Genomic DNA, 18,244 nt, shown 5'->3' on the forward strand with positions numbered 1-18,244 from the left:
TCTATGTCACTAAAAAACCCCGCGACTTAGTAAGTCGCGGGGTTTTAATTTACCTATCTAGCGGCTGATTGAACGGGGTAATCATTGGATGCCCTGCTAAGCAGCTAAACAGCTAAGCAACTTGAGCGCCTTGTGTGGCAAGCCACTGTTTAATCTCCGCTGTCTTCTCAGTAAGCAGACCCTCATCGCCTTTGGTTTCTATATTTAAGCGAATCAGTGGCTCTGTGTTGGAGGCACGGATATTAAAGCGCCACTGACCGAAGTCTAGGCTTAAGCCATCTAAAGTGTTCTTTTGAGGGTTTTGTACACTAAAATATGCCTCAATGGCCTTAATGATGTCATCACTGCTAGCTTCAGTGAGCTTAAAGTTAATCTCACCAGAGCTGGGGTAAGCATGGATACGCTCATCGACCAGCTGGCCTAGAGACTTGCCGGTGGTCGATAACAGCTCGATGGTAAGCAGCCAAGGAATCATGCCGCTGTCGCAATAAAAGAAGTCACGGAAGTAGTGGTGGGCGCTCATTTCGCCGCCGTAAACTGCGCCAGACTCACGCATCACTTGCTTGATAAACGAATGGCCGGATTTACTGATGACCGCTTTACCCTTACCTTCTTCGATAAGCGCTTCGGTATTATATAGGACACGCGGGTCATAGACGATGGCGGCACCTTGATGTTTTTGTAAAAAGGCTTGTGCCAACATACCGACCACATAGCTGCCTTCTACAAACTCGCCTTGGGCATCAAATAAAAAGCAGCGGTCAAAGTCACCATCAAAGGCAATACCTAAGTCCGCTTTATTGTCGATCACCGCTTGCTGGGTAGACTCACGGTTGGCCAAAACCATGGGATTAGGGATGCCATTAGGGAAGCTACCATCGGGTGTATGATGTACTTTGATGATTTCAATGGGGGCGTTTTTTTGCTGTAAACGCTGCTCTAATAAGTCCACGGTGGGACCTGCACTGCCATTGCCTGAGTTGATGACAATCTTTAATGGCACCAGCTTATTGGTATCGATAAAGCGCATTAAATGATCGACATAGGCGGTTTTATCAAACTTTTCTACCACTGTGCCTGCGTGAGTGATAGCGGCAAAATCACCTTGCTCTGCTAACGCTTGAATCTCTGCTAGGCCAGAGTCGGCACTAATGGGTCTTGAGCCTTCACGCACCAGTTTTAGCCCGTTGTAGTTAATTGGGTTATGACTGGCGGTAACTTCAATGCCGCCTAAGGCATGATAGTGACTGGTGGCAAAATACACCTCTTCGGTACCGGTCATGCCCAGGTCAATGACATCGACGCCGGCATCGATGATGCCCCGAATGGTAGCCTGCTTGAGCGTCTCGCTCGAGTCACGGATATCGCAGCCTATAACAATGCTGTTCTCTAAGGTGTCATTACCTTCACTGTCGGCTTTTTGACTGGCCAAAATCTGGGCAAAAGCTCGGCCGATACGATAAGCAATGTCTTCATCAAGGTTAACGCCCAGCTCACCACGAATGTCATAAGCTTTAAACGAGGTAATAGGACGATGTGGCAGATTATTAGCAGAAATAACAGGATTTGTGGTCATTGGTGGCCTTTTTTAATCGCGTATAAAATTAGTAAACTTAATTAACTGAATCAGGGGGACTTAATTTTTGGTCACAGAGTCGCTGCGGCGATTAACTATAGCCAAACACATCTCGTGAGTAAACCTTGTCTTTCACATCGGATAACTCATCATGCCAGCGGTTGGCAACAATCAAATCGTTTTGCTGTTTAAACTGCGCCAAATCATTGATCACTGGGCAGCCCTCAAAGCTGTCAGTTTCTAAAGCCGGCTCATAAATGCTAATGCTGACCCCATGCTGCTTTAGAGTATTGATCACATCGAGTACCGCCGAGTCTCTAAAATTATCAGCGTCTTTTTTCATGCTCAGGCGATAAATACCCACTTGATTGGGGTTTTTGTCGATGATTTGACGGGCGATGAAACGTTTTCGGGTGTTGTTGGCATCGACCACAGCATGGATTAAGTTGGCAGGAATACCGGCATAATTAGCCTTTAACTGCTGGGTATCTTTGGGTAGGCAGTAGCCGCCATAGCCAAAAGAGGGGTTGTTATAATGCTGGCCAATACGTGGGTCTAAGCCGACGCCGGTGATGATGGACTGGCTGTTTAATTGATGCTTTTCAGCAAAGCTGTCTAATTCATTAAAAAACGCAATGCGGGTGGCCAGATAACTGTTGGCAAATAGCTTGACGGCTTCAGCTTCCGTCGGCGGCATCATCAGCGTCGCCACCTCAGGCGCTAGGCTGGCTTGTTGATATAAATGCATTAAGGCTGATGCCAAATCTTGCTGCTCTAAGCTTGCGCCCACAATAATACGAGACGGATATAAATTGTCATACAGCGCTTGGCCCTCGCGCAAAAACTCCGGCATAAACAAAATTTGATTATCAAACTGCTGACGCATGTTGTCGGTAAAGCCAATCGGAATGGTTGATTTAATCACGATGGGTACCGTCGCATTTTGCTGTCGAACTGCGGCAATACTGGCTTCAACCGAGGAGGTATCAAACTTGCCTGAGGCCACATCGTAGTTCGTCGGGGTGGCAATGATCACCAAATCGCTGGCCTGATAAATGCCCTGATCCTCTATCACCGCCTGCATCGTGGCAGTTAGGTTGAGCGGCTTATGCGCCAGATAATCACAAATCTCGGTGTCTTGTAGCGGTGACTTATTTTGTTGTAATAACTGTATTTTGTTTTGGTCGATATCAAACAGCATTACTTGGGTATGTAAATGAGCCTGCGCCAATAAAATAGCGTTGGATAGGCCCACATAGCCTGCACCGATGACCACAATCTTGGATAAGCCAATAGCAGCAGCGTGCGCAGATGAGGGGTGTAAATGTGAGGCAGTTTCAGTGCTGTCAGAGTTGCTCATATCTTTATTCTTGTGTGTTTTAACGTTATTGGATCTTTAATGTTACAGTTTACTATATTCTGATGGGGTCATAATTACAATTTCAAAATGATACACTGCTGATATGACAAATTAAAAACGCTGCCATAAGCAGATAATATGAACAACGAGAGTCCACCCTTATGTCAAAGACACCTGATATGCACGATAAAAAAATGATAGCGCCAAAACCTGTGATGGGCGTGCCTGAGCCAACGGCCAATATACACGACTTGTTGGCTTTGATGGCCAGACTACGCGCTGATTGTCCCTGGGACATTAAGCAGACCAATCACAGCTTAATCCCTTATGCGATAGAGGAGGCATACGAGCTGGCAGAGGCCATTCAAGAGGGCGATATTGAGGACATCAAAGGTGAGCTTGGTGATGTGCTACTGCAGGTTATTTTTCATTGCCAAATCTATGCCGAGCAGCAGCAATTCGACTTAGGTGATGTGATCTATACGCTACAAAGTAAACTGATTCGTCGCCATCCCCATGTGTTTGAGGCCGATCAACTGCCCGATGAGGCGGCAGTAAAAAAACGCTGGGATGAGATTAAAGCCATCGAGAATGCAGAGCGTGAACGCCGTGGCAAACCCAAACGAAGCCTAGATGCGGTCAAGGCGGGCAGTGCTTTAATGCAGGCGCAAAGCTTACAACAAGCGGCCAGCAAATTGGGCTTTGACTGGGAAGGAGTGGCGGGCGCAGTAGAGAAGCTGGAAGAAGAGATTAGCGAGTTAAAGCAAATTCTGCCGCAAGCCGGTGAGAGCATGGATGCGGTGCATAAGCAAGCGCTTGAAAAAGAGCTTGGCGACTGTGTGTTTGGCTTAGTCAATGTGGCACGAAAGCTTAATTTAGATGCAGAAGCGGCCACTTTGACCTGCGTGCATAAGTTTCGCTCACGCTTTGGATTTATTGAAGCCCAGCTGGCCAAGCAAGGTAAGACGGCACAAACCAGCAGTTTAGAGGAGATGGATGCGCTATGGGAGCTTGCCAAACAGCATGAATAGGCGTACTAGCGCTTTAATTTTGGGAATGCTTTGCATGATGCAGGCGGTGTTAATGCCCGGTGCTTGGGCGCAGCAATGCTTTGCCGATGCCCATCAAGCCTATGCACACCTAATAAATGAGCAGCAAAATCAGCAATTGGCAGAGCAAAGCGTGACGGTTCATTTAAATAGCGCGACCGAAGGTGAACTGACTCAGCTCACCGGTATTGGCAGCAATAAAGTGCAGCAAATTATCTTGTATCGAGACGCTTTTGGGCCGTTTGGCTCGGTGGATGATTTGGCAAAGGTAAAAGGCATCGGGGATAAAACCGTTGCCAAAAACCGTGCCCGAATGAGTATAGAGTAGACCATGCATGGCATTCATCAGATGAGCCTTACTTATATGAGCCTTACTTATATGAGCCGTACTTATATGAGCCTTACTGACATGAGCCTTACTGACATGAGCCTTACTGACAGACTGCCTGTAATAGGTCATCATCAGCGGCCAACGGTTGCCATTGCAGCTGTTGAAAGTTGGTTGCAGACAAAGGAGGGGCGATGGTGACACTGGTGATGGCAGGCTGACTGCAATTAACCAGCTGCGCAATGACTTTGGTGCTGATGCGTCTTTCAAATAAGTAGATGTTGGTGCTTCTGATGTCGTCTGTGCTTGATGTGATATCTGTGGCTACAGGCTTGCCTGACTCTGCGGCCATAAAGCGGATCACTTGCGGTTTTAGGTAACTCCAAGGGCGATACCACACTTGACCTTCGACGGTTTTGACCACTTTTACCTGTGCAGGCAGTCTATCTATTTGCTGCTGTTGCCAGTGGTATTCTTGATGAATTTGAAACCCTAACATACCGATACCAGCAAAAATGGGAATCAGCCATTTTGGGGCTTGTTTGCCAGCAAGCTTAGTCAAGTGACGTATAATCATGGCAATACCGGCCATACCAAAGCCTGCAGTTACGGTGGCAATAAATTCATAAATCATAAGCAGGGGTCCAAAATAAGTGGGTCAAAAATGGCCAGTGGCAATAAACACTCATACTAATAACTACTAGCACCAATCAATACTAGCACCAATAAACACTCGTGCTAATAAACAAAAGATGAATAAGTCGATTTACTGACCTATTCATCTTGTGTTGGTCACTCAGTGGGCCAGCCACTGAGTGCGTTTAATTTCATATAAATATACCGCGGTTGTCTAACATTAATGATCGATAGCAGCACCAGCACCACGAGGAGAGCGTACGCTTTCTACCAATTTTTGAATGTGTACAGGAGGCGCTTGGGTCATTGATGACACTAAGAAAGCCACAATAAAGTTGATCAGCGCACCAATGGCACCAAATGACATGGGTGATACACCGAACAGCCAGTATTCTGCAGTGTCAGGAAGATTGGCGGTATGTGGAATAAAGAACCAACCTTTGTACACGAAGATATAAACTAAGGTAGTGATTAGACCCGCCAGCATCCCTGCGATAGCGCCGTAGTTGTTGATACGCTTTGAGAAAATACCCATCATCAGTGCTGGGAATAAAGACGCACCCGCGATACCAAAGGCTAATGCCACCACTTGCGCGGCAAAGCCAGGTGGGTTAATACCTAAGTAAGTTGCCACCACAATGGCCACCGCCATTGAAATACGGGCTACCAACAGCTCACCTTTATCGGTGATGTCAGGATTGAAGTTACGTTTTACCAAGTCATGGCTAATGGCAGAGGAGATGGCCAGTAACAGACCGGCAGCCGTAGATAGTGCTGCAGCCAAACCACCTGCTGCAATTAGACCAATAACCCAAGGTGGCAGATTGGCAATCTCAGGGTTGGCCAGTACTAAAATATCATTGTTCACATCAAGCTCATTACCTTGCCAGCCGGCAGTGACAAACTTGCCCTCTAACTCGCCAGCGTGCGCGGTAGTGGCTTCTTCAACGGCGGTAGTGGCGGCAGCAACATCGCCACCTTCTGCTTGTGCTGTGGCCAGTGCCGCCTTAGCGGCGCCCAGACCTGAATCATTATACAGCTGAATACGGCCATCGCCATTTAGGTCATTGTATTTGATAAGACCGGTCTCTTCCCAAGTCTGCATCCAGCTTGGACGCTCATCATAAGGCAGAGCAGGGGCATCAACACCTTGAGGATAGACGGTGTCCATCAGGTTCAAACGTGCCATAGCACCCACAGCAGGGGCAGTAAAATATAATAAGGCAATAAAGACCAGTGCCCAGCCTGCCGACCAACGCGCATCGGCTACTTTAGGAACGGTAAAAAAGCGAATAATAACGTGGGGCAGACCCGCGGTACCGATCATCAGTGATAAGGTGAATAGCACCATATTAAGCTTGCTAGGTACATCGGCGGTATAGGCGGTAAAGCCTAAGTCTGTGACCACTTGATCAAGTTTAGTCAGTAGCGGAATGCCAGATTCAGTATGGTTTGAGAACATACCTAGACCAGGAATCGGGTTGCCGGTTAATTCAAGTGAGATAAAGACAGCAGGAATGGTGTAGGCGATAATCAGTACCACGTACTGCGCCACCTGAGTGTAGGTAATGCCCTTCATACCACCTAATACAGCGTAGAAGAAAACCACAACTGCGGCGATAATAAGCCCGGTGGTATTGTCCACTTCCAAAAAGCGTGAGAAGGCAACGCCGGCACCGGTCATCTGACCGATCACATAAGTGGTAGAGGCAATAATCAAACAGGCCACGGCCACTAAAGCCGCCGTTTTTGAATAGAAGCGATCGCCGATAAAATCTGGCACGGTGTATTTACCGAATTTGCGCAAATAAGGCGCAAGTAACATGGCTAGTAACACGTAGCCGCCGGTCCAGCCCATCAGATAGGAGGAGGCACCATAACCGCCGGCTGCCAATAGGCCTGCCATAGAGATAAAGGACGCCGCACTCATCCAGTCAGCGCCCGTTGCCATACCGTTTAACACAGGGTGAACGCCACCACCGGCCACATAGAATTCTTTTGTAGAGCCTGCACGCGCCCAAATGGCAATGCCAAAGTACAACAGAAAAGAAGCCCCAACGAATATAAGATTGATAGTAAATTGGCTCATAGGGTTACTCCTCGTCTACGCCATATTGTTTGTCTAACTTATTCATACGCCAAGCGTAGAAGAAGATAAGAAGGATAAAGCAGATGATTGAGCCTTGTTGTGCAAACCAAAACCCAAGATCGGCCCCGCCAAACTTAATACCGGCCAGAAGAGGACGAAATAAGATGCCGCAACCATATGAGCAAAAAGCCCAGATAAACAAACAGATGAGGATAAGACGGACGTTGGCTTTCCAATAGCCTGACGAATCTTATGAGGGATTCATAAGACAAACTCCTTTTGTCAGTAGGGGGTGGCCCCTCTAGTGGGAGACTGCTTCCTGCAGCCTGATAGTTTCTTGTGAAAGTGTGTAAGTAACCTTTCAATTCATCTCTAAAACGACCTAAAATGTATCAGGTTAGTTACAGACTCATTTAAGTTTACAGATGTAATCTTGGGATAGCAATCAACTATTTTCATATTTTGCATTTTTTAGTTAAATAATTTCACGATAAGCATCCGTTCAAGATATATATTTTATTCTTCAAAATAGCTAAGCCTTCTCAATTAAAGTTTAGTTTTTTCACAGTATTTGTTGTACTCAGCTCGACATTTTCTTAGAATGACCGGCTTGTCTGTACAAGTTGACACTTGGCTTGGCAGTCACTATCTGATTATCTAGAGATGGGGGCGTTGGCGCCAGCCCATTTGCGAGTCTTAATCGATGCAAACGGCGTCTCCACGTATCATGTATTAAAATTAAGCACACTTAATTGCTCTAAACCTTGCCTATATTGAATAAAGCTTGGTGCCTGGGTTTTGCTTGGCTTTTTAAGTATTAGAAAATCAAGCCAAAGCCAGTTGCATTAAGCACTTGGAGGGTTTAGACACAAGGAGAATTGCTATGGTGGAATCAACGAACGTCTTCGCAGAAGGCTTTAATGCGTTTGTAAATTGGGGAAATGGGATTATCTGGGGTAATGACTCTTGGCTAATCATGGACAACCCCTGGTATGGTTTATTAATTTTTATTCTAATTGGTGCCGGTATCTTTTTTACCATTGCCACCCGATTTGTACAGTTTCGTCAGTTTGGTCATATGTGGAATCTACTGCGTAGCTCAGGTCAGGGCCGTAAAGATGGGGGGATTAGCTCATTTGAAGCCTTAATGACCTCACTGGCTGCTCGTGTGGGTACGGGTAACTTAGCGGGTGTGGCCATTGCCGTCTATATCGGTGGTCCAGGTGCGGTATTTTGGATGTGGATTACTGCAATTTTGGGGATGTCGACCAGCTTTATTGAATCGACCTTGGCGCAGGCTTATAAAGTGCCACACAATGATAATGTATACCGCGGTGGTCCAGCTTACTATATCGAAAAAGGCTTGGGTCAGCGCTGGATGGCGATCTTTTTCTCATTATGTTTGTTGGTGGCCTTTGGTCTGGCCTTCAATGGCGTACAAGCCAACACCATCGCTCAAGCCACGCATCAAGCGTTCGGTGCACCAACCTGGTTGACTGGTCTGGTATTGGTGGTATTGGTAGCACCGGTGGTCTTCGGTGGTCTTCGTTCAGTGGCGCGTGTGGCAGGTAAAGTGGTACCAGTAATGGCCATCTTATATGTGCTATTGGCGCTGTTTATTATTGTGACTAATTTTAGTCAGTTCCCAGCTGCCATTGCCCTAATCGTCAAATCTGCCTTCGGTTTAGAACAAGCCGCTGGCGGGGTACTTGGCTATGGTATCGCTCAAGCAATGATTAACGGTATCAAACGTGGTCTGTTCTCAAATGAGGCGGGTATGGGTTCTGCACCAAACGCAGCAGCAACGGCCAAGAGTCATCCTGATCACCCTGCCGTACAAGGCTTTATGCAAATGCTGGGTGTGTTTATCGATACCTTGGTTATTTGTACCGCTACCGCATCGATTATTATCTTATCGGGCGTTGTGAATGATCCCAATGTTGAGCAAGAAGGTATTAAACTCACTCAGCTGGCCTTATCTCAATATGTGGGCGACTCAGGTATTTACTTTATTGCAGTGGCTATTTTCTTCTTTGCCTTTACCTCTATCATTGCCAACTACAGCTATGGTGAGTCAAACTTAGAGTTCATATCCGGTGAAAAAAGTGCTAAGTCTGCGATTATGATTTTCCGCTTTATGGTATTGGCCATGGTATTTATTGGCTCAGTGGCCAGCTTGCCTGCCATCTGGAACTTTGCTGATTTATCTATGGGTTTAATGGCCTTAACCAACTTGGTGGCGATCATCATCTTATCACCTGTGGCACTGCGCGTATTACGTGACTATGAGCGCCAGGTAAAAGAGGGCAAGACCCCTGATCAAATCACCTTTGATCCAGATCAATTTGTGAAGTTAAAAGATGAAGCCAACCGTGATGCGTGGAAGGATTAACTCATCAATTAATTAATTGACACGCTATTTTGCTACAAAAAAACCCAGTCAGTGACTGGGTTTTTTTAGCGATAGGGTAAAGCAATAGCTTATGCTTAATTTTGATGGATTACATGTTGGGGTAGTTGGGGCCACCGCCACCTTCTGGTGCGACCCAAGTGATGTTCTGTGAGGGGTCTTTGATATCACAGGTCTTACAATGCACACAGTTTTGGGCATTGATGACGAACTTAGCACCTTCAGCGTCTTTTACGATTTCATACACGCCAGCTGGGCAGTAACGCTGTGCCGGCTCAGCATAAATCGGTAAGTTGACAGTCACGGGGACCGTTGGGTCTGTCAGCTTTAAGTGGCTTGGCTGATCTTCAGCATGGTTGGTGTTTGAAATAAACACAGACGACAGCTTATCGAAGGTCAGCTTACCATCAGGCTTTGGATAATCTGGCTTATAGGCTTGTGCCGCTTTATCCAGCGCCTTGTAATCAGGGGTGGTATCATGAACGGTAAAGGGCATTTTGCCTTTGAGTAAGTTGTGCTCAATAAAGGTGAATGCACCGCCCATAAGTGGACCCATACGGTGAATAGCTGGCGAGAAGTTGCGCGCTTCATGATTGTCTTGATACAACCAAGAGTCTTTGTACATCTTGCTGTAGCTGTCGACTTCATCATGCTGACGACCAGATTGAAGCGCCGCAAAAATGGCTTCAGCAGCCAACATGCCTGACTTCATTGAGGTGTGCGTGCCTTTAATCTTAGCAGGGTTTAAGAAGCCGGCATCATCACCGACCAAGACACCGCCTGGGAAGGTCAGCTTAGGTAATGAGTTGAGACCACCTTTGGTCAATGCACGCGCGCCATAAGACAGACGCTTACCGCCTTCTAATACCTGCTTAATCACTGGGTGTGTTTTTAGACGCTGCATCTCATCAAAGGGCGACATATAAGGGTTGTGGTAGGCCAAGTCGATCACCAAACCGAAGCTGACTTGGTTATTCTCATCATGGTACAACCACCAGCCACCGGTAGAGCCGGTCTCAGTTAACGGCCATCCTAAACCATGCATAACCACGCCTGGCTCGTGCTTGCTTGGGTCAACTTCCCAAAGCTCTTTTAGACCGATGCCATAATGCTGTGGGTCGCTGTCTTTGTCTAGGCCAAAGCGGCTAATAAGGCGCTTACCTAAATGACCACGGCAGCCTTCAGCAAAGATGGTGTATTTGGCATTTAGCTCATAGCCTGGCTCATAGCCTGACTTGTGTGAGCCATCAGCGGCCACACCCATATCACCCGTTAATACACCACGTACTGAGCCATCATCGTTATACAAGATATCAGAGGCAGCAAAGCCTGGGAACATCATAACCTCAAGCTCTTCGGCTTGTTCGGCCAGCCAGCGTACCACGTTGCCCAATGACACAATATAGTTGCCTTCATTGTGCATAGGCGCAGGTATCAATGCGTCCGGTGTCTTGATAGATCGGGTGGCTGAATTGAGATAATACACACGGTCTTCGGTCACTGGAACATTTAAAGGCGCGCCTTTTTCTTTCCAATCTGGGATAAGCTCGTTAATAGCACGAGGCTCAATCACAGCGCCAGATAAAGTGTGAGCACCGAACTCAGAGCCTTTTTCTACCACACAAACCATAAATTCATCTAGGCCAGCTTCAAGCGCAAGTTGACGCAGGCGAATAGCGGCAGATAGCCCAGAGGGACCACCCCCAACGATAACAACGTCAAACTCCATCGATTCACGTTCTATTTGTTCATCTTGCATTTCAGACTCCTTATAGCTGGCTCAATAATGCCAACACCAGACCCTATAGTTGGTGTGGATTATGTTAATTTAATCGCTAGCAAATGTTTGTTTGAACTCCTGTAAATATACCCAATTGTATCCCAATAAGCGACCACAGTCGGGTATAAAAATAAGTTCTTATGACTTAGGCTGGCGGAAATATAAAAAAAGGGTTGCAGTTGGTTACCCATTATAAAATAAAAGTTGGATAAAGACGACACGATTTGTGACTCAGCCGTGGTAAAGTAAATGTCGCTGTCGCCTGCATAGGCCTTGTAACAGCTGTCTGTGTCAAGCTAACGGCAGTTTGACTCATCAGTAAAATTTCATAATCTTAGTATCAAGTGAGTCAATAATACACAAATGATCAGCGCCGATAACAATAGATAGCAACAACAGATAATAAATAACAGATAATAACTATCAAATAAAGGTAGCCTAATATGTCACAGTCTTGTTCTAATCCAAAAATAACGGCAAACCCAGATAACCAATCAGAGACAAACAGCACTTTAGCCAAAGCCAGTATAGACTCGCTTTCGGAGTATCTTAAACATCAAGTCACAGACCGCCGTGGCCGCTCTATTCCGCCGCTGGATAAGTGGCATCCTGAGCGTGTGGGCGAGATGGATTTGGTGATTAAAGCCAATGGGGAGTGGTGGCATGAGGGCAGCAAAATTAGCCGTCAATCCTTGGTGGACTTGTTCTCCACCGTACTTTGGCGAGAAGGGACTGACGAAAATAGTGCGTATTATTTAAAAACTCCAGTTGAAAAACTGCGCATTAAGGTAGAAGATGTGCCTTTTTTAATCACTGAAGTCAATGTCATCGAACAAGAGGGTACTCAGACCATAGAATTTATCACCAGCACCGGCGATGTGGTCCATTTAGATGAGGATCATCCCCTACAAATGGGCGAGTATCAAGGCGAGCAGCGCCCTTATATCGAGGTGCGCTTTGGCATGAAGGGTTTGCTGTCACGCACGGTGTTAATGCACCTGGTGAAATTAGGAGAGCTGACTGAGCAGGACGCTCAAACCAGCCTAATCCTACAAAGTGGTGGTAACGCTTATTCGATGACGGTCGCCAATTAACTTATGTGTACTTGGGCCGCAGTAGAGGTGACTGCAGCGGCTCAAGTACCTTTAGCGTAGTAAGCCTAGGCCATGACAACTCAAGCTGTAGCTATCAACCAATCCCAAGATGCCAGTCAAAAAGTGGCTGCCGATGACGATAAGGCGCAGATGCCGCCTTCTGTTAGTGGCCCCGCGCCCATAGGGATCTTTGACTCAGGTGTGGGGGGGTTGTCGGTGTATATGCACCTGAAGCAGGCACTGCCCCAAGAGCATTTTATTTATTATGCCGACACCTTAAATGTGCCTTATGGGCCTCGGCCAAGCAGTGAAATTCAGCAGCTAAGCCTGACGGCAGTTGACTGGCTGGTGGCTGCAGGCTGTAAGCTGGTAGTGATTGCTTGCAACAGTGCGTCGGCGCATGCGCTGCATTTGGCACGGCAAAAATACCCGCACATACCTATTGTCGGGTTGGTTCCCGCACTTAAGCCTGCCGTATTAAATAGTACCAGCAAAAATGTGGCGGTACTGGCCACCAAGGCTACCTTGGATGGGCCGCTATTAAATACAGTTATTGATGAGTATGCGCGGCCCTCGCAAGTGACCGTGATTAAATGGTTTGATCCTGAATTGGTGCCTTGGGTCGAGGCGGGCATGCCCATGGACAGTGATACGCCGATGCGATTAAAGCAGCAGCTGTATCAGTTTGCTCAGCAACAAGTTGATCATCTGGTGCTGGGCTGTACCCATTATCCATTTTTTAGAGAGTTTGTTTTAGCTGAGGTAGCCAAGCAAGGACTGGATATTAAAGTAGTCGATTCAGGTGCTGCCATTGCGGCCCGAGTTAAAGCCTTGCTGCAGCAGCAAGCGGCGGCCGAATCCAGTATTGCGCGCTTGGGCCATAAGTTTCTTTTGCCCACTCAATCTGTCCTACACAGCATGCAAGGGCTGTCTGTGGGGCATACCACACAACGTCACACAGACCGTCTTAGCGATTTAGAACCGCAATACGCGTCAAGCTTAGCGGTGCCCAAGCTGGCATTTTTCGTCTCCGACCCCAAAGCAGATTTGGCACAGGTATCAACTATGGTGCAGCGATTAATCTATCCGGTGTAAAGCGATCGTCATTTACCCTATGTTTTACCACATGCTTTACCAAACCCTCGGATTAGTAATATAAAGTATACGTGTTGTCATTGTAGTTGCGCTAAGCTTAAAGTAGAATTTCATCATATCCCATGCTAATAATATCTAAACTAATAATATCTAAACTAATAATATCTAAAAATAAGCGACTCTCAAGGTCTAAGGACAACACTATGAGCAACCAAGACAATTTAAAAAACGAAATCGATCATCTAGAACAAGTCCTACATCAAGCAGAAGGCGGCCACACGCTAGAAGAGCAAATTGCTGATATGAAGCGCCGTGGTATTGACCCAAGCGAGAACTATAAAACGTGGGATGATGAAGAAGAAGAGGACTGGGGAGATGCCACTTGGAAAGAAAACGGCAAGTGGGAGCCCAAAACCCCAGCAGACTTAGATGAAAAAGCCCGTGAAAACTGGGATGGTGAAAACGGTAAACCGACGCCGCCACCTATCGTTTAATCATCAACATAATTTTAAAAAAAGCCATGCAATTGCATGGCTTTTTGTTGGCGGTATTGTTGGCAGTATTTAGTTAAATACTCACGTATGGCCTTGGGCTTATTGACCTTTATCGACTCTAATTAAACGGATGGTGCCATCACTTTGAAGCTCACGGCGATAGCCATCTTGCTGCTCAATTAAGCGGGTGATGCTGTCATTGGTCGCACTAGGCGCTTGGCTTGGCTGCGCCGGATAAGAGGATGAGGCGTAGGTTGACGCCGGACGTGGGTTATTGGCGCTACCTCCAGTATTGCCCATAATCAAGCGATAGAACTTCTGACCGGCACGGCCATCGGCAGGGAATACGCCTTTACTGGTCTGATATTGCTGAATGGCCAGACGGGTGTTATCACCGATGATGCCATCAACCTCTCCAATGTCATAACCGGCATTAAGCAGTGCTTGCTGAATGTCTTTGGCTTGCTGACGGCTGATGCCTGGGTCATCGGTCGGCCAAGCGGTGATGAAGTCGGTCTTGCTGCTGTCCTCTTTAGTGATCAAATCAGACAGGTGGGCAATGGCTAACGCATAGTTCTCTGAAGCATTATAAGAGTAGAAGGTATCGAAGTTCTTACCCACTAAGAAGGCAGGGCCATTTAGGCCGGCAGGTAACAGTAAACCTGCGCTGCTTAAGTCATAAGGTAGAGGACGACCATCGGCTAACGTGAAGCCTTTGTCGCGCCAGTAGCTCATAGACTTTTTGTCTTTGCGGCTATTGCTGCCCCAGAATCCTTGTGGAATTTTTACTTCATAACCCCATGGCTCTCCGCTGCGGTAGCCACGTTTGGCTAAGAAGTTGGCAGTTGATGCCAGCGCATCAGCCTTACTGTTGACCAAGTCTCGGCGGCCATCACCATCGAAGTCTACCGCTAAATCAAGGAAAGTACCGGGCATAAACTGAGTCTGACCAAAAGCGCCTGCCCAAGAGCCTGTCATATCTTGTGGACGAATGTCGCCTTGTTGTACGATTTTTAGGGCATTGGCATATTCGCCGCGGAAATAAGACTGACGGCGGTCAAAGCAAGACAAAGTAGCCAGTGACTGGAACAGATCTTTTTTGCCTAAGGTTTGACCGAAGTTTGACTCGACACCCCACACGCCCAGCACGTGCTCAGGCTTCACCCCGTAACGCGCCTCAATGCGGCGTAAGGTATCTGCCATCTCATGCTTGGCACGAATACCATCTTCAACGCGCTCTTTATCCACCAGTGATGACAGATAATCCCACACATCTTTTTGAAACTCAGGTTGATAGTTTAACGAAGCAATCACACTCGGATCCGGCTCGATGGGGCGATAGTTTTCAAAAGTTGAGCTGCTTACGCCGCGAAAAGTACTTGAGTTTTTTAGGCCACTTAAGCACTGTTGAAATTCAGCATTTGATAAGTTAGGGGCCGGCGGCTTGGCGGCGTGTGCTGAGGTGGCCGCCAAAGAAATGCCAAGGGCCGTGGTCAAGGTAGCAGCAAGAGGGGTACGCAGCATAAAGGAATTCCTTAAAATAAAGTAACGGGTTATGAGATATTTGTTGGGTGTCCTAAGTGACCAAAGTCTATCCGGTAAGGTTAGGCACCCTAAGTATTGGGGGCTATGTTATTAACCGTTTTATTAACACATTGATAAAAAACGAGTAAGCAAATCCAGCCAACTTAAGGCATGGGCTTTTTAAATGGTTTATAAGATTATAAACAGCGCCAGGTTAGGGTAACCAAAATACAGCGTAAATAAAAGGTATACAGCAGTTTGGTTACCATAACAAAACGACGGGACAAGGTGAGGTTAAGGTGGGCAGGCTAATGAGCTTGGGATAGGCTTAAGCTTAAGCTGTGGGTTTGGCCTGATTGCAAGGTGACGGCATCCAAATGGGCATTGGCGGTCTCGATACACAGCATACGTAGGTAGTCATCCTCGGCAAATTGGCTGACCTGCTTGGCCTTTTTGATCCACGGATTCCAAACAACCGTACTATTGCTGCCTGTAGCGATAAGCTGATAGCGCTGGGTAGGGGTGGTGAGGGTGATGTCTGGCGCGCCGTGATAGATACGGTCAACTTCACCCTCAAAGCTGATATCACCTTGCTGGGTCTTGGTTTGCCAGCCACCATTTGTCGCATCTGTCTGTAGCGTATCACTATAATTGACACCATCAAAGCCACCAATCACCGTTTGCGTAATATCTGCAGTGGGCAAATAGGTATGCAGCGCCTGCGAGAAATGCACAGTATGCGCCTCTTGGTTTTGGGTGGTCAGCTTAATGTTAACACCCTGATCATTAAAGCTAAATGTCACTGTCAAATCTAGCTTGGGCGAGCTAGACCCTGTCAGCGTTAATACCAGCTCTGAGCTCTTACTATCACCAATCTCACTGCCAAAGCGCTCAAAATCAAAAATCTGTGTGCGGGCATAGCCATGCTGAGTTACATCATACGGGCTATCTTTAAAGCTTGTTTTAACCGCTTCAGGATTGGCACTAAACAACCCAAATACCGGCCAACATAGAGGCACACCGCCTCGCACTGAATCTTGAGTGTCGTATTGGGCCTGCGCGCTGACCCACAGCCAGTTATCGCTAACATGCTGCGGCGCTAATTGCTCAAAGTCTTTTGTGGGCAGCTTGCCGCTAGAAAAATAAATCAGCTGAGCACCTTGCAGTAATACAACCGCTTGATACGCCGGAGCACGGATATCTAGGGCATCTAGTGCGCCAATTTTAATACGTTTAACTGTGGCGGCTGGGCTGGACAAAATAGTATGCGGCATAGGTAGAGAGTCATCAAGTCTGTGGTAAATGCAGGGAGAGAGGCGCTATAAATGCAGGGAGATAGGCCGGTTACGATTGGTTAATTAATCGCCAGGCTTGGTTAATCAAGCGGTCAGTCGGTTCAAAAGCATCTTGACCTAAAAACTCAACCTGATACGCCTCTTGATAGTAACCATAAATGGCGTCATCTGATACCACAAAAGGCGGCCCACCTTGCTGGCGGCTCAGACGCGTGGCCTCATCCATCGCTGGCGCATTCAGCGCAAAATTAAGCAGCAATTGCGGCGCAGTTTGGGTCAGCTTTATGACTTGCTGTACGTATTGACGGCGCAAGTGAGTGGGCGCTTTATCGGGCATGGCCACCAAAGCGGCTCTATCATAAACGGCATCGATAGTGCCCACATCAGTAGGGCTCAGCTCAAAGATATCCCCTGCAAAGATTTGGATCAGTCGTCCGGCATATTGGCCTTGATAGATATTCATAGACTCATTTTTAGGATGCTTAGTGATACTCATCTCGATATTGTTTTCTGAGAAAAACTGCTGTACTGCGCTATCTATCAGCTCTGAGCCAATCACATCATAGCCTTGCTCAGCCAGCCAAAGCATATCTATGCTCTTGCCACACAAAGGCACAAAAACACGGCTGGCAGGAGCTAGGCTAAGAGACTTAAAGTAGCTGGCCAAAAGCTGGTTTGGCTTTGCTTGATGAAAGCCTGGCTGCGGGTTTTGCCATTTTTCTTGCCAAAATTCAGGATTCATAATGACTCGCTTAGTAACAAAGGTATTTTTGTGGTGAGACAATACAGTGAGATTAATGATAACCCATTATCTATATATTGACTCACAAAAAAATGCTGGCGCCATGATTCATGATGCCAGCAACAGTGTTCAACATAAAGGCGTTAACACGCAGCCCTATTTGGCCATATATTGCTTAAATTCTTTACGTAGTTTGCCTAACTTAGGCGGAATAACCGCTTGGCAATAGCCTTGCGTTGGGTTTTTATTAAAGTAATCTTGATGATAGTCTTCTGCCACATGGAATTCATGAACAGGGTGCACTTCAGTGACGATATCAAGTCCCATGTCACGCAGTTTATTGATGGTACGGTCGATGGTTGGTTTTTGAGTTTCTTCATCGGTATAGAAAACCACTGAACGATATTGACTACCGATGTCATTGCCCTGACGGTCACGAGTGGTAGGATCATGCGTGGCAAAGAAGATATCTAACACCACCTCTAAAGGCACAATAGTGTCATCAAAATCAACGCGCACCACTTCGATATGTCCGGTAGTGCCAGAGCAGACGTCTTTATAATTGGCCAAGTTGGCATCTTCGCCGCCCATATAGCCTGAGGTGACTTTTTGCACCCCTTTTACCGACTGAAAAACAGACTCGGTGCACCAAAAGCAGCCGCCGCCTAAAATAATTGTTTGCATGGTTTGTCCTTATTATTCGCTTATTTTATTCACTTATTAACGAGCTCGGTCTTAATTCTAACAAAATACAATCAGCCGATAAGTTAAA

The 18,244-nt window shown here is 46.8% G+C and carries 15 protein-coding genes and 1 pseudogene; 6 read left to right on the plus strand and 10 right to left on the minus strand.

All coding sequences use genetic code 11. From position 1 onward, the window contains the following. Positions 1 to 112: 112 nt before the first annotated feature. Positions 113 to 1,576 (minus strand): phosphohexomutase domain-containing protein, encoded by a 1,464-nt coding sequence (locus tag MN210_RS01480; protein ID WP_338412434.1) that lies wholly within the window; start codon positions 1,574 to 1,576, stop codon positions 113 to 115. Between the two features lie 91 nt (positions 1,577 to 1,667). Next, positions 1,668 to 2,936: a nucleotide sugar dehydrogenase gene (locus tag MN210_RS01485; protein WP_338412435.1), complete on the minus strand. Its 1,269-nt coding sequence runs from the start codon at positions 2,934 to 2,936 to the stop codon at positions 1,668 to 1,670. Between the two features lie 161 nt (positions 2,937 to 3,097). Here MN210_RS01485 and mazG point away from each other — a divergent pair, with 161 nt between their 5' ends. Continuing rightward, the gene (mazG, locus tag MN210_RS01490) at positions 3,098 to 3,967 is read left to right on the plus strand and encodes a nucleoside triphosphate pyrophosphohydrolase (protein ID WP_338412436.1); all 870 of its coding nucleotides are present in this window, start codon (positions 3,098 to 3,100) and stop codon (positions 3,965 to 3,967) included. 34 nt (positions 3,968 to 4,001) lie between these two features. Beyond that, on the plus strand, positions 4,002 to 4,313 hold the full coding sequence (locus tag MN210_RS01495) for a ComEA family DNA-binding protein (protein WP_241878996.1): 312 nt from the start codon (positions 4,002 to 4,004) through the stop codon (positions 4,311 to 4,313). A gap of 103 nt (positions 4,314 to 4,416) precedes the next feature. Here the strand turns inward: MN210_RS01495 and MN210_RS01500 are convergent, their stop codons facing one another. From MN210_RS01500 to MN210_RS01510, 3 genes and pseudogenes are all read right to left on the minus strand, one after another. After that, a complete protein-coding gene (locus MN210_RS01500) occupies positions 4,417 to 4,947 on the minus strand; it encodes a hypothetical protein (RefSeq protein WP_241878997.1) in 531 nt (176 codons plus the stop codon). 222 nt (positions 4,948 to 5,169) lie between these two features. Next, the gene (locus MN210_RS01505) at positions 5,170 to 7,038 is read right to left on the minus strand and encodes a sodium:solute symporter family protein (protein ID WP_338412437.1); all 1,869 of its coding nucleotides are present in this window, start codon (positions 7,036 to 7,038) and stop codon (positions 5,170 to 5,172) included. Positions 7,039 to 7,042: 4 nt separating this feature from the next. After that, positions 7,043 to 7,285, minus strand: a pseudogene (locus MN210_RS01510) (DUF4212 domain-containing protein); the annotation flags it as partial. Positions 7,286 to 7,921: 636 nt separating this feature from the next. Here MN210_RS01510 and MN210_RS01515 point away from each other — a divergent pair. Next, positions 7,922 to 9,430: an alanine/glycine:cation symporter family protein gene (locus tag MN210_RS01515; RefSeq protein ID WP_155586682.1), complete on the plus strand. Its 1,509-nt coding sequence runs from the start codon at positions 7,922 to 7,924 to the stop codon at positions 9,428 to 9,430. A gap of 109 nt (positions 9,431 to 9,539) precedes the next feature. On the opposite strand, the gene MN210_RS01520 is transcribed toward MN210_RS01515, so the two are convergent. Continuing rightward, complete coding sequence (locus MN210_RS01520) at positions 9,540 to 11,207, minus strand: electron transfer flavoprotein-ubiquinone oxidoreductase (RefSeq protein WP_011959571.1); 1,668 nt, start codon at positions 11,205 to 11,207, stop codon at positions 9,540 to 9,542. 464 nt (positions 11,208 to 11,671) lie between these two features. On the opposite strand from MN210_RS01520, the gene MN210_RS01525 reads away from it, so the two are divergent. From MN210_RS01525 to MN210_RS01535, 3 genes are all read left to right on the plus strand, one after another. After that, a complete protein-coding gene (locus tag MN210_RS01525) occupies positions 11,672 to 12,322 on the plus strand; it encodes a DUF1285 domain-containing protein (protein WP_338412438.1) in 651 nt (216 codons plus the stop codon). Between the two features lie 72 nt (positions 12,323 to 12,394). Further along, positions 12,395 to 13,417: a glutamate racemase gene (gene murI / locus MN210_RS01530; protein ID WP_338412439.1), complete on the plus strand. Its 1,023-nt coding sequence runs from the start codon at positions 12,395 to 12,397 to the stop codon at positions 13,415 to 13,417. Between the two features lie 203 nt (positions 13,418 to 13,620). After that, positions 13,621 to 13,911, plus strand: coding sequence for a hypothetical protein (locus MN210_RS01535; protein ID WP_241879002.1), 291 nt, complete (start codon positions 13,621 to 13,623; stop codon positions 13,909 to 13,911). A 99-nt stretch (positions 13,912 to 14,010) separates the two neighbouring features. Here the strand turns inward: MN210_RS01535 and MN210_RS01540 are convergent, their stop codons facing one another. From MN210_RS01540 to msrA, 4 genes are all read right to left on the minus strand, one after another. Further along, entirely contained in the window at positions 14,011 to 15,435 is a 1,425-nt protein-coding gene (locus MN210_RS01540; protein ID WP_110816011.1) for a lytic murein transglycosylase, read from the minus strand. Between the two features lie 308 nt (positions 15,436 to 15,743). Beyond that, complete coding sequence (locus MN210_RS01545; RefSeq protein WP_241879003.1) at positions 15,744 to 16,709, minus strand: D-hexose-6-phosphate mutarotase; 966 nt, start codon at positions 16,707 to 16,709, stop codon at positions 15,744 to 15,746. A gap of 70 nt (positions 16,710 to 16,779) precedes the next feature. Beyond that, positions 16,780 to 17,472, minus strand: a complete 693-nt coding sequence (locus MN210_RS01550) for a class I SAM-dependent methyltransferase (RefSeq protein ID WP_338412440.1) — start codon at positions 17,470 to 17,472, stop codon at positions 16,780 to 16,782. A 156-nt stretch (positions 17,473 to 17,628) separates the two neighbouring features. After that, positions 17,629 to 18,156: a peptide-methionine (S)-S-oxide reductase MsrA gene (gene msrA / locus MN210_RS01555; RefSeq protein ID WP_011959578.1), complete on the minus strand. Its 528-nt coding sequence runs from the start codon at positions 18,154 to 18,156 to the stop codon at positions 17,629 to 17,631. Positions 18,157 to 18,244 lie beyond the last annotated feature (88 nt).

Source organism: Psychrobacter raelei, from assembly GCF_022631235.3.
GTDB lineage: Bacteria > Pseudomonadota > Gammaproteobacteria > Pseudomonadales > Moraxellaceae > Psychrobacter > Psychrobacter raelei.

What these genes read in the sequence shown, in the direction of transcription:
- MN210_RS01480 (WP_338412434.1), bottom strand. Translation starts at nt 1,576, where the DNA reads ATGACCACAAATCCTGTTATTTCTGCTAATAATCTGCCACATCGTCCT.
- MN210_RS01485 (WP_338412435.1), bottom strand. Translation starts at nt 2,936, where the DNA reads ATGAGCAACTCTGACAGCACTGAAACTGCCTCACATTTACACCCCTCA.
- mazG (WP_338412436.1), top strand. Translation starts at nt 3,098, where the DNA reads ATGTCAAAGACACCTGATATGCACGATAAAAAAATGATAGCGCCAAAA.
- MN210_RS01495 (WP_241878996.1), top strand. Translation starts at nt 4,002, where the DNA reads ATGATGCAGGCGGTGTTAATGCCCGGTGCTTGGGCGCAGCAATGCTTT.
- MN210_RS01500 (WP_241878997.1), bottom strand. Translation starts at nt 4,947, where the DNA reads ATGATTTATGAATTTATTGCCACCGTAACTGCAGGCTTTGGTATGGCC.
- MN210_RS01505 (WP_338412437.1), bottom strand. Translation starts at nt 7,038, where the DNA reads ATGAGCCAATTTACTATCAATCTTATATTCGTTGGGGCTTCTTTTCTG.
- MN210_RS01515 (WP_155586682.1), top strand. Translation starts at nt 7,922, where the DNA reads ATGGTGGAATCAACGAACGTCTTCGCAGAAGGCTTTAATGCGTTTGTA.
- MN210_RS01520 (WP_011959571.1), bottom strand. Translation starts at nt 11,207, where the DNA reads ATGCAAGATGAACAAATAGAACGTGAATCGATGGAGTTTGACGTTGTT.
- MN210_RS01525 (WP_338412438.1), top strand. Translation starts at nt 11,672, where the DNA reads ATGTCACAGTCTTGTTCTAATCCAAAAATAACGGCAAACCCAGATAAC.
- murI (WP_338412439.1), top strand. Translation starts at nt 12,395, where the DNA reads ATGACAACTCAAGCTGTAGCTATCAACCAATCCCAAGATGCCAGTCAA.
- MN210_RS01535 (WP_241879002.1), top strand. Translation starts at nt 13,621, where the DNA reads ATGAGCAACCAAGACAATTTAAAAAACGAAATCGATCATCTAGAACAA.
- MN210_RS01540 (WP_110816011.1), bottom strand. Translation starts at nt 15,435, where the DNA reads ATGCTGCGTACCCCTCTTGCTGCTACCTTGACCACGGCCCTTGGCATT.
- MN210_RS01545 (WP_241879003.1), bottom strand. Translation starts at nt 16,709, where the DNA reads ATGCCGCATACTATTTTGTCCAGCCCAGCCGCCACAGTTAAACGTATT.
- MN210_RS01550 (WP_338412440.1), bottom strand. Translation starts at nt 17,472, where the DNA reads ATGAATCCTGAATTTTGGCAAGAAAAATGGCAAAACCCGCAGCCAGGC.
- msrA (WP_011959578.1), bottom strand. Translation starts at nt 18,156, where the DNA reads ATGCAAACAATTATTTTAGGCGGCGGCTGCTTTTGGTGCACCGAGTCT.